The 11,189-nt window shown below is 55.0% G+C and carries 12 protein-coding genes; 2 read left to right on the top strand and 10 right to left on the bottom strand.

The features are described 5' to 3' along the window. Positions 1–124: 124 nt before the first annotated feature. From PsAD26_RS23495 to PsAD26_RS23480, 4 genes are read right to left on the bottom strand one after another with little or no spacing between them, the layout of a single operon-like run. Entirely contained in the window at positions 125–568 is a 444-nt protein-coding gene (locus tag PsAD26_RS23495; RefSeq protein ID WP_208985826.1) for a hypothetical protein, read from the bottom strand. Then, positions 565–1,212: a DUF6441 family protein gene (locus PsAD26_RS23490; protein WP_063312355.1), complete on the bottom strand. Its 648-nt coding sequence runs from the start codon at positions 1,210–1,212 to the stop codon at positions 565–567. Before PsAD26_RS23490 ends, PsAD26_RS23495 begins: the two co-directional genes overlap by 4 nt. Beyond that, positions 1,212–1,544, bottom strand: a complete 333-nt coding sequence (locus PsAD26_RS23485) for a hypothetical protein (RefSeq protein WP_063312354.1) — start codon at positions 1,542–1,544, stop codon at positions 1,212–1,214. The genes PsAD26_RS23490 and PsAD26_RS23485 overlap by 1 nt, the downstream gene beginning before the upstream one ends. Continuing rightward, complete coding sequence (locus tag PsAD26_RS23480; protein ID WP_063297196.1) at positions 1,544–1,888, bottom strand: DUF2190 family protein; 345 nt, start codon at positions 1,886–1,888, stop codon at positions 1,544–1,546. The genes PsAD26_RS23485 and PsAD26_RS23480 overlap by 1 nt, the downstream gene beginning before the upstream one ends. Positions 1,889–1,997: 109 nt before the next feature. Between PsAD26_RS23480 and PsAD26_RS23475 the strand changes: the two genes are divergently transcribed. Further along, on the top strand, positions 1,998–2,804 hold the full coding sequence (locus PsAD26_RS23475; RefSeq protein ID WP_063297195.1) for a thioesterase: 807 nt from the start codon (positions 1,998–2,000) through the stop codon (positions 2,802–2,804). 44 nt (positions 2,805–2,848) lie between these two features. Here PsAD26_RS23475 and PsAD26_RS23470 read toward each other — a convergent pair whose 3' ends face one another. Genes PsAD26_RS23470 through PsAD26_RS23445 form a run of 6 tightly spaced genes read right to left on the bottom strand, consistent with a single transcriptional unit; the run spans position 2,849 to position 10,557 of the window. Continuing rightward, positions 2,849–4,876: a prohead protease/major capsid protein fusion protein gene (locus PsAD26_RS23470; RefSeq protein ID WP_063312353.1), complete on the bottom strand. Its 2,028-nt coding sequence runs from the start codon at positions 4,874–4,876 to the stop codon at positions 2,849–2,851. A gap of 5 nt (positions 4,877–4,881) precedes the next feature. Next, complete coding sequence (locus PsAD26_RS23465) at positions 4,882–6,402, bottom strand: phage portal protein (RefSeq protein ID WP_063312352.1); 1,521 nt, start codon at positions 6,400–6,402, stop codon at positions 4,882–4,884. Continuing rightward, positions 6,399–6,608 (bottom strand): hypothetical protein, encoded by a 210-nt coding sequence (locus PsAD26_RS23460; protein ID WP_063312351.1) that lies wholly within the window; start codon positions 6,606–6,608, stop codon positions 6,399–6,401. Before PsAD26_RS23460 ends, PsAD26_RS23465 begins: the two co-directional genes overlap by 4 nt. Then, the gene (locus PsAD26_RS23455) at positions 6,605–8,590 is read right to left on the bottom strand and encodes a phage terminase large subunit family protein (protein WP_063312350.1); all 1,986 of its coding nucleotides are present in this window, start codon (positions 8,588–8,590) and stop codon (positions 6,605–6,607) included. The genes PsAD26_RS23460 and PsAD26_RS23455 overlap by 4 nt, the downstream gene beginning before the upstream one ends. After that, the gene (locus PsAD26_RS23450; protein ID WP_084403812.1) at positions 8,583–9,161 is read right to left on the bottom strand and encodes a hypothetical protein; all 579 of its coding nucleotides are present in this window, start codon (positions 9,159–9,161) and stop codon (positions 8,583–8,585) included. Before PsAD26_RS23450 ends, PsAD26_RS23455 begins: the two co-directional genes overlap by 8 nt. Positions 9,162–9,204: 43 nt before the next feature. Beyond that, complete coding sequence (locus tag PsAD26_RS23445) at positions 9,205–10,557, bottom strand: site-specific DNA-methyltransferase (protein ID WP_153041566.1); 1,353 nt, start codon at positions 10,555–10,557, stop codon at positions 9,205–9,207. A 91-nt stretch (positions 10,558–10,648) separates the two neighbouring features. On the opposite strand from PsAD26_RS23445, the gene PsAD26_RS23440 reads away from it, so the two are divergent. Then, positions 10,649–11,107, top strand: coding sequence for a hypothetical protein (locus PsAD26_RS23440; protein ID WP_153041565.1), 459 nt, complete (start codon positions 10,649–10,651; stop codon positions 11,105–11,107). Positions 11,108–11,189: the final 82 nt, after the last annotated feature.

Here is an 11,189-nt window from a genome sequence, read left to right as displayed (position 1 = left end):
GATTGGAACTGGCAAAGGGCATCTTCCAATAAGATCCAGCAGCTGGAGCGGTGCCATAGGTTGTTTCAAAGGCAGCTGCCAGTACAGAGCGGGCACCTCGGGCACGGGCCATGGGTCGTCCTTTCTAAGCAAGAGGATCGGAGGAGGCGTAGATGAGTTTGATGGTGATGGTTGCGGCTTTGATGGCTTCGGTTCCCTCAAGAGCCAGGTCAATGGGCGCTGGAGCTTCGGATTCCATGTAGTCGCACAGTCCTCCCAGACTGCGGTCAGAAGCAATGGCAGCACCTACTGTTTGCTTCAGCGTATCAAAGTTGGCGTCCCGCGCTTCAGCCTCTCTAGCTTCCACCAGCAGATCCACTTCGGCGCGGTGTTCATAAAGATACGAGGGCGGTGACAGCGTGACTTCCGGCTCACCCGGATCGCCATCGCGCAGGATCAAAATGCCTGCTGCAGGAATACGCTCAGGATAAGCTTCGTTGCGAAGAAGTTTTACGCCTTCTGGTATGTTGCTTTGCAGCATCTCAAACAAAGCCATAAGTACTTGTTCTGAGGTGCTGGGGTTCATCATTGATCCTTCCAGTTGGCAACAATCAGACCGGGCAGACGGCTTTCCCAGAGCTCAGTATCTCGGTTCAAATCCAGGCGTTTCTTGAGCTTGATTTGAGGCACCAGCAAAAACACCGGAATGGTCTGTGCGCCAGTTAAGATACCGTCCTTACGCCGCCGGCTACCTTTCTTGCCAATGCGCCCGCGTTTGGTAAAGCGGGCATCCTCTGCGACCAGTAGCGAGGGCTGTCCACGCCGATAGACAAAGCGCAGGCGAATGCCGGTACGCCGTTCAAAACCACCAGGGGTGATGCGTTTGTTTTGCGGCCCGCGCATGTTGGCGGCAAGGCCAATGGGAATGGCAAGAAAGAAGCCGTCTTTGGAGCGGATAAGAATACCGCGATCATGGGCGTCAACCACTTTGCTGGCGCGGCTATAAACTAGGCTGGCCGCTTTAAGGCTTGTGCCCCGCAAAGGATAGCTTTGCTGGCGGATGGTGCGTGCCAGATTGATGCCAAGGCCAGCACTTTGGATTTGCGAGCGCCAATCTTCTTTGAGCCCCTTACCAGCAGTGCGAATGCCCTTGGTGACAGCACTCTCAGCAAGTTCCAGCTCCTTTACCATCAGGTCTTCTGGAGAACCGTTGACCTTGACGAGAAGCTTCATTAGCTGGCAGCTTCCCCTTGCCAGATAAGACGTTCGCGGTCTCGGCCAGGCTCGCCAGTGATCTCATAGATTTGTCCTGAGGGGATTCCGTCGTCGGCTAAAAACTCGAAGGTATCGTGTTTGGATAGCTCAGGGACTTCGCTTACCCGCACATCAATGAACATGGCATCTTGGCGGAACCTGCCGCCATTAAACTGCTGTAGGGCATCGGGGGAGCGTAGGATAACGCGAACTAGCAGGCCACCACCTTCGCCTTGGCTGCGGTAAAGCGCAGTGCGGGCCATGCTGTCATCTGCAAAGATCAGATCAATGGCTGAGGAGAAGAACTCCATCAGCCAAACGAGCCGTTCAGCCGTACCTTGCCAAGAATATCGGTGGCCCCACCACCAACGGCTTCAATTGCTGCACCGATAAGCGTGTTATCTGTAGCAACATTGGTGCAGTGTTTGGCTGTGTTGTCCCAATAGACAGCGGTGCCCAGGCTCCACGCCTCCGACGGGGCTTTGGCGAGCTCATAGGTGCCCACAAGGTTCAGTATACCGCTTGCGTTCTCCGCTATATCGCCCGCGGCAACACCGAAGATGGTGCCGAGTAAGGCGCCGCTACCGGAGCTAATCGGTGCGCCTGTGTCATTGGTGAACGTAAGTGTATTTCCCTGAGAGATGAAGTTCTTCATGGGCTATGACCTCTGGGTTTCGGAATAGGGCAGCATCGCGGTTTTACTCCCACGAAGAGTATGGCAAGCTGAGACTGTTGTTGTAAAACACTGCAAGAGGTATCCGACCATGTCAGCGCTAGCTGTTATTCGCAGATTGTTGCCAGAATTTGGGACAACTTATGGCCCTCCCGATGATGGCCCGTTTCCTGCGATACTAATTCTACATGGATCTGAGGGGAGCAGTTCCGGCTGGTCGCATCGAACCGCAGCTATTCTTGCTGCTTCAGGTTTCCTCTCATACCCGCACGGGTACTCTGTTGGTGGCAATGCGTGGAATGCTGGGGCGATCGAAGATGTCGAACTAACGCGCACCGTCGATGCCATTCACGCTCTTCGTGAGTTTGAAGCATGTGATGGTCGGGTCGTACTATACGGTGTCTCACGAGGGGCTGAGCATGCATTGCTCGTCGCATCGCTTATGGCTCAAAAAGAGATAGATGGACGACCCGACGCAGTTGCTTGCCTTGCTGCGCCAGACGTTGTGTGTGGAGCATTTGATGCAAAGCACTTTCGGGACGCCGGTGACCCCGGCTGGCAGGTGTGGGATTGTGCGCGTCGTGCATGGTGCTGGAATGGTGATTCTAGCAATCTGTTACCGACCACACCGATACCAGTTGAAGCTTTTCCTGAACCTCTGTTTCTTTCTGCTGGCCTTAAAGATCTCACTTGGTCGCCTGAAATGACACGCCGACTGGAAACTCGTCGAGAGGAAAGCGGTTTGCCTGTAGAGGCTCACTATTACGCAGAAGAAGGTCACGTGCCGGGTAGTGATGGAGAAAATCTACACCATAGTTTGCTGATCGATTTTCTGGAACGAAGTCTAGCTCTCAAGGGTGAACAGGCCTGCTCTGATGCTGAACCCTCCGTATGTTGAACTTGCTGATATTGCAAAGAAAAATATCCCAAACTTTCAGTACGTTACGCCGCTGCGCCAGGGTTCTTATAGAGCCCGCGGTGGTCAATGGCCTTGGCGGCAAAGTCATGCCTGGCCTTGATCTCAATGCCGTCGACCTCAAAGCCTGTGCGGGTTTCAGTAAAGACACCTTCCTGGCCCTCCAGATAAGCAAACTCCACTGTATCAATACGAGCCGGATCCGCAGCCATGAACCAGGGATCCTGTCCTGATGCCGGGATCAGGCGCGGTTCTTCTATGGGTTCAAGGCGGCCAGCATAAGCATTCACATCCGCGGTGTTGGCCGGTGTGGTGGCCGTGATCTGCTTGCGTGCTTCGACTGACCGCGGGCCGGGCGGTGTGATGATGTAGCGTGGCTGCACCGAGATCAGCCTCCCTTCAAGCCCCTTGTGCAGGCCAAAGGCGCGGTAGGCAGCGGTGAGGGACGTTTCATCAATTCTGGCTGCAGCGCCCAGATTGTTATGCTTTGCATGAAACAACGCAGTCCCATCCTGCATCACCGGATTGTCCTTGAGGATAGCGTAGACAATGTCGCTTTCCAGATCAGCAGCTGATGCACCAAAAGAGCGCGGGATCCTGGTAAAAGCATCCAGATCATCATTTATCAGTGCCTGGCGAGTGATAGCGATGATCTTGCCGTAGGTGGCCAGTGCATAGACTTCTTTGCCTTCGCCCATGGTGCCGTATTGGAATTCACCAGATTCCAACACTTTTTGTAAGTCGGGCGCGCCGCCAAGTTGCGTGCGCTGTACGGGTTTGAAGTCAACGATGGTTGTACGCCGGGCCCAGGGGCGGAAGGTGCGCGGGGTGATGTCATAAGCATCGCGCAAAGTCTTGCCGGCCACATTGGCAAGAATGGCCGGAAAGTCAGAAGTGGCGTGATAACCTGCAGAGCGCATGGCAAAGGCGGCAGTGGCCAACTCCATCTTACTCATGCCAAGGGTGCTGAAGCCGCGCCGCTCCAGAGAATGACGGGCAAGTTCCAAAAGTGTCATGCCACGAAACTGCCGAGCATCCTCACCAAGTTTGTTGAGATCAGGCGAAGCGCGGTGTTGCAGTGCATTAGTGAGGGCATCGCGATAAGAGATCTCTCGAGTGTCTTGTCCTCGTGCTTCTGCTGGGACTGGTTCTGAGGTTTTGCCTTTGAGCGGATCAGCCTCATAGATCTCGTCGAGGATTTCTGATCGGGCGGTCTCCAACGATACGCCACGGGCGATCAGATCATCTGAATAGCTTTCATCCAGCTTATGACGCCGGCACAGTTGAGTGATGGTGCTGACGCGGGTGCGCTCTTCTGCACGCACGGTTTCAACGTTCGGTGCTTCCTCCGTGGGCACTGAGGGCGAAGCTGTTTGCTCTAGTGTTTTCGGAGGGTTTGTCCTTGTCTTATCTTCTGCTGGTGGGGCTTTGGGCGTATCGGGCATCAATGCCTCCTTGGGCGAGGGGGAGAACGGCACACTGCGAATAAGGGTGCAAGGACTGAAGGAGTGGGGCATTTCTCCTCGGGCCCGTGTTTGCGCACCCGGATCAGCTGGAATGGCGACTGCTGAGACTTCCAGAGGCTCCCAGTCGGTGGCCCGCCAGAGTTCGCGCTTGCCTTCTTGCGCCGTGATCTCATAGGTGTGAACGCGGTAGCCGACAGACACACTGCGCACGGTGCCTTCCATGATGCGCTGGATTATGCCGGAGGCATCTGGCGCATCGGTGAGCCGGATGGTGGCAACGCCTTTGCCGTCTTGCAATCGGACGGAGCCTGGCACTACAGAGCCCAGCACATTCTCTAAGCGCCAGGCATTGTGGGAATTGAGGAACGGAGCACCAGCATCCAATCTGCCAAGGCGAACGGATCGCTCATCAACCTGTAGCTCTTCATCATATTCAACAAGCTCATCCCAACCTTCCCAGCGCATGCGCTGCACGGTTGCGCCCGTGGTCCAGACAATCTGGATGGTACGTGCCTCACGGTCCACGCTCTCGGCACGCACTTCTGCGGCCCGCCCCAAAAGCGGCAGGTTGAATGTTTGCTCTGGCATCAGGCTTAGTCCTTCGCGGTGCTGCTTGGGGTATCTGTTTGCGGGTCTGTTTGTGCAAGGCCAGCACGAGAGACCTTGCGCGGATCACTGTCGAGGACCAGACCTAGGGCATCTGTTTCATTGAGGAAGGCAGCTTGTTCTTCCACCACCTCGCGCGGATCGTAGCCGCGCTTGGCAATCTGCTGGGGCAGGGAGGTAAAGCCTGCTCTGGTTTCAATCAGATCGGTTTCAGCATCCTGCTTGGGGTTGACGCTTTCGAACTTGGGCGGTGCCCACTCGGCTGGAACGTCTAGCGTGTCGATAAGACCCGCGGTAAAAGCGGCTTCAATAAACCACGCCCAGATACGCTCGCAGAACATCGGGATAATGATGTGCCATTGTACCTGATCGACCATACGGCGGAACTCATTCAGTCCAGCGCGGTTGGAGGAGAAGTTGGCCTGACTGAGGTCACCCGTCATCAGCGCATAAGGCACCCGAAAACCTGAGGCGATGATATGCATCTGCACACGGTTCCACTCTGCAATACCGCCTGAATGACCGGGCGTGTTAAAACGAATGTCTTTCCCACTCCGCGCATAGGCGATCATGCCGGGAGAGAACTGTTCGATCTGGTTGCCGTCAGCATCTTCAACCGTGGGCGCAACAGAGGCCCCGCCATCACTGTCTTCGCCCAGCACCACGCCAACGAGACAGGCTTCGGTTTTCTTGCGCACCATTTCAGCAAGCTGCCAGTCGCCCAGATCCCGCAGCGCTGTCATGGCGGGCGTTCCCCAGGGCACGCCACGCGATTGCACCCGCTGGCGCTCAAACAGATGGGCGACCATATCTGCGGGTATGCGAACGGATTCCAAGCGGCGGGTAAAGGCTGAGGTGGTGTCGCCCGGATGATCTGGAAACATCCAGTAAGCAGTCCGTCTGCCGGAATTATCGTATTCAATGCCCTGACGGATGGAGTTGTCTTTGGCTTCGCTTAGGCGAGACGTGTCCAGATGATCGGCCTCGCGAAGCTCAATTCGCAACGGAACTTTGCCTTTGGAGCTACGCTGAGGGCGCTTGAGCGCAAAGACCTCACCGCCCTCAATCATCTCACGCACGGCTAGACTGAGGAGACCATGAAAGTCTGTATGGCCATGAGCATCGCAGGCTCTGGACCATTCGTTCCAGAGCCTGTCGATCTTCTTGTTGCGCGCCTTGTTGGGTGTCGCCGCCCGTGGCCGGATGCCGGGGCCAACAATATTGTTGACGAGCACCTGAACTGCTTGCGCTGCCAGCGGATTGTTACGCACCAGATCACGCATGCGGTCTCGCAGAAGACCGCATGCTCCTGCGATCTCACTATCCGCAGCCGTGTTGCTGGAACGCCAGCCGTCGCTTAAGCGTCCTTTTTGAGCGCCTTCATAAAGCCGGCGCAGATTGGCAAGGGTGGCGCGGCTGGCATAACGCTTTGCCGCGCGCGTTGGTGAATACAGAGCCAGCGCCCGATCACTCCAGGTGAAAGGAACATTCACTGCCTTCGTTCTCATCGGATCTCCCTGGTGAACAGGACAAATCCTGCCAGCGGTTTCTTCTTGCCACTTATCGCGGTAATTTCCGCATCAATGATGCGAATGCGGGCAAGCAGCTGGGCACCGCTGTCATACTCAACCGTTTTACCTTCATAAGACACACGGGTGGCACCGGCTGCATAGGCTTTCTTCAAGGCTGCAAGCTCTGCCGATGTCCAGCTCATTTAAACCAGTTCCTCTGTTGTTTGCCGAACCAGGTGTTCTGTTTGATCTTGCGGGATCGCTTCTGCCGTCGCGGTTGGCCTGCTGGTTCTGGGGCAGATTGCTGAGCTTGCCTTAGCTGAGCTTCCAGATCCTGCCAACGGCTCTCATCCCAGCGATCGATACCAAGAAGCCAGGCAACCGCGCGGGCATAGACGCGGCAATCAAGGGCCTCGTTGCGTTCTCGGGTTTTGACCCATTCTGATTTGGCAAACCCAGTGCGCTTGTTTTTGCGTTGAACCAACTGCTCGGCGGTGATCTGCTTGAACCATTCAGCACTTACGCCCTGACCCACGTGGATAAAGCCTGCCGGATGGGTTTTGCCAAGAGCAAGGTCTTCGTCGGTGGGCACATTCAAGCGGAAATAGCGATAGGTCTCTAACTTGAAGACAGAAACCGCCACATTCCAAAGAGCAACACCACGGGAGATTTTGCGCCCGCCCTCAGTTACATCCACATAGCTTGGCCCATCAACGGGCGCGATGCGATCAAACCCGCCACGGCCCTTCAAGGCGATCACCTGACCACGCCCCATCTTGCGCACCCAGGCATAAACGGAATCCACCGTCATACCGTCACCGGTATCAATGCCCACACGGGCAAGAGACATAGGCAAACCGCTCTCATGAGGCCAGGTACTGGCGCAAAGCTCGGTGAGCTCATCCCACACATCGTCCCTGGTGACATCGCCATCCAGCGTGATGTGATCAACCAACCAGCTCTCACTACCTCTGCCCCAAGCCCAAATGTCTGCCTCTAATCGCCCGGTTCGCTGAACATCAACGCCCATGGTAAGCACCAAGCCGCCATGTGGGACAGTGCCAAGTTTGAAGGTCTCGCGGCGCTCATAAAGCTTTTGCCAGTCCGGTGCTTCGCCTTGTTCTTCCCAAGTCTCGCCAAGGGTGGTGTTCTTGAACGCCTTGAGAAGCGCATCCTTACCTTGCGCAGCTTCCCAGGAGCGGGCAATCGCCTCCCAGGAGAGCCAACCAATAGGAGAATAAAGACCCGAGATGTGAAACCCGACAATACCAGCCTCATGGGCCTTGCGAATGAGTTCTGGATCCGCCGTTGGCTGCCAGCAGGCACCGTTTGCAGGATCCATCATCCAAGTCTTAAAGCGTTCTTCGATTGGTTGGTCGCAATGCTCACACAGATAACAAACTGAACGCGGACTACCCCAATCCCATTTGAGGCGTTCGAATTTTAGAACCTGTAAGCCCAGACAATGAGGGCAGGGCACGAAGTAGCGGTTCTGATCACTCAGCTCGAACTCTGCTTCGATACGCGAGGCCCCCTTGATGGTTGGCGTGGACGAGATGTAGATCTTCTTGCGCCGGCCAAACGTGTGGGTGCGTGCTTCAGCCAATGTGACCGGATCGCCTTCCTCGTCCAAGTCATCCTTGTATGCATCCACTTCATCTAGGTGCACATAGCGGATTGGCATGGACCTAAGGCCCGCTGCGGAATTACCTCCAGCAATAAAGAGATGCCCGCCAGGATAGCTTTTTTCCAACTGGGTGTTGCCGCTGTCTCGTGATTTGGCTGGGGCCACAATCTCGCGAATGGTTGGCGTTGCCTCAATCATCGGGTCGACCCGCTGGCGTGAGAACCGCTTGGCAGTGGTCTCATTGGCTTGCACGGCTAAAAACGGAGCGGGCGCCACCTCCATGGTGTGCCCGATCCAGTTGATGCCGGCCTCCGTCGCGCCAACCTGAGCAGATTTGGCAAAGATGATCTTCTGAGCCCAGTGACTTGGCGAGAGCGCATCCATAATGGCGCGCATGAACGGTGTGCGTGAACTTGCATACTTGCCGGGCTCAGCTGCGCCCTTTGAGGACAGATAGCGTTTGGCATCAGCCCACTGCGTAACCGTAAGCGCCGGATCCGGGGCTAGTCCCGAAAGCCAAGCGGTTTGAATGTCACTTGTGCCCTGATACTCACCCACCGAGCTCTATCTTGATTTCGGAAAGCCGGGCTAAGTGGTCACGAATGACCTCATGAAGCAACTGTTCCATCTTATGAGCATCGACGCCAAGCTCCGCTGCCATATTGGCGGCAACACGGGCTGGAAGCTGCAGCCAGGAGTCTCGCTCTTTACGTGCTAGATCAAACACATGGTTCACCGCCGCCTGGCGATCGATAAGCTCGCCCTTCAGTTGCTGTAGGAGCAACTTGGAGCGCTGTGCTTTCAACGCTTCGTTGGCAGCTCGGGCCTTGGCATAGGTAATGCCCTGGGAGGCGCTTAGCTGGTCTGGGCTATCAGCAAGTGGTGGAGTTACTGAAGATCTTGTTTCGACTGATCCAGACTGGTCGGGCTTAGTGTGCTTACGTGAACGTCGCTTGGAGCTATCTGTTGACGATGCCCACTGCGCATCCGCTTTGGCCGGATCAATGCTACCATCTGCTTCAACAGTGATCCTGCCCGATTGGATCGCCTTGCGAACGGCCATATCGGTGGCGCCGGGCAACCCCAAAACTTTGCGATGCTCCGCATATGCCCGCCGAGATAATCCCATAGCTCCAGTCCATGCATTTGCTGTTCATGTTGGTGGATGAGGTTCAGGCACTTACAAGAGTGCGGATATCGTCGAAGCTGCGGCCATCACCTGCAAGAGTGGCTTGTCTACCAGTGTATTCTTGCCAGCGGGCCACAATCACATCGCAGTATTTGGGATCAAGCTCCATGAGGTGTGCCTTGAGCCCTAACTTTTCGCAGGCAATCAGTGTGGAACCTGAGCCACCAAACGGATCCAACACTAGATCGCCTTGGTCAGTTGAATTCTCTAGCATTTGCTGAATGAGGGAGACAGGCTTCATGGTTGGGTGCTCAGCGCTTCTCACTGGCTTGTCGTGATGGATGACAGTGCTGTCGAGTGATCGCATAGTCATCTTCTCACCTTCAACGACCACCACCTGATCTCCCAGATCAACTTGCAAACTGCCATCCGGCATTACCCGCAATGATTTGCCATTGTCCTCGAACACAGTCGTATTAGTGCGCCCGCCATACCAGCTGTGAGAGGCTCCAAGTTTCCAGCCGTAGAGGATAGGTTCGTGGCGCCACTGGTAATCGGCGTGCCCAATCACCAAAGCCGGTTTGACCCAGATGAGGCAGCTGGACAGTTTGAATCCGGCCTCTACAAAAGCACGCCGGAAACTCACGCCTTCAGTCTCAGAGTGCGCCACATAGATGGGAGCACCAGAGCGCATCACAGCTGAGGTGCAGGAAAAGGCATCTGACAGAAACTCCCGGAATGCGCCTTTACTGAGATTGTCGTTCTTGATCTTTCCTGCCACGCCCTCGTAATTGACGTTGTACGGCGGATCGGTCCAGACCGCATCGACCAGCTCATCCTCGCATAAAGCGCCCATGTGGTCCGCAGATGTGCTATCGCCGCACATGACCCGGTGCTCTCCTAAGTGCCAGATAGAACCGGGAACTGAAGCATGAACCGGTTCGGGAGAGGGAATATAGTCCTCATCGCCAGGTGGAGGAAGAGGGGCGTTCTCACCTCCAAACCCCAGAAGCTCGCCGAGTTCCTCATCAGAAAACCCGAGCACATCCAGATCGAAACTATCATCGCTAAGTGCTGCCAGTTCTTCGCGGAGTAGGGCTTCGTCCCAGCCAGCGTTTTCCGCGATCCTGTTATCGGCAATGATCAAGGCTCGCTGCTGCACCTCAGACAGATGCGCTAATCGGATAACAGGGACTTGCTCGAGCTCCAGTCTTTGTGCTGCCAGCAAACGCCCGTGGCCAGCGATAATATCGTTCTCAGCGCCGACTAGGATCGGGTTGGTAAAACCAAACTCGGCAATGGAACTTGCAATCTGGGTGATTTGCCAATCGGGATGTGTTCGTGCGTTGCGGGCATAAGGCACCAGCGTTGCGATGGACATCATCTCAACTTGCAAAGATCAACTCCTAACTATCTGGGAGAAATCGCCTAATGGTGATATGCATCTGGATCATAGAATAACATATTTGTTTTAAGTAGAGGCTGTAATGCAACTGGTACCTCGACAGAGAATAATCGATATTCCAACGGGCAATAAATATTTAGGCGCAGCGGAACTTTACAAGCACCAGCCATTTAGTGAGGTAGTTCATTATTTCTCCAGACATCAAATGTTCTTGAAGGGTGGACTGTCCTCTAGCTTTCCAACAAGTGACATTAAGGCCCCAGAGATGCATGTATTTTACTATGCAGATGGTAAATGCAAAGGGGTGGAGGTGTTCAACCCCAAAGGTGGCGAGGATTTATTCTGGGGTGAAGTCAACCTGTTTCCCTCTTCGATTACTGAACTTCGCAAAGAGCTGATTGCAATGGGAGTGAAGGTCCATATCGGAGATTACGGTCTAGACGTTCCAGAGCTTGGGATCTTCACCTTCAGTGCTCACATTGAAGATGATCTAAAAGGTGAGATAGAATCGATTTACTGTTCATTTGATGTCAAGCAGTAGTTGTACTGGCTGAGCTCTGAAGTGCGAACCTAAGGTGCGAACCCAAAACTCAAGGTTCGCACCCAGAAGGCGAACTCTATGA

Origin of the sequence: Pseudovibrio sp. Ad26, assembly GCF_001623285.1 — a bacterium.
Classification (GTDB): Bacteria; Pseudomonadota; Alphaproteobacteria; order Rhizobiales; family Stappiaceae; genus Pseudovibrio; species Pseudovibrio ascidiaceicola.
This window is presented reverse-complemented; position numbering and strand designations above follow the sequence as displayed.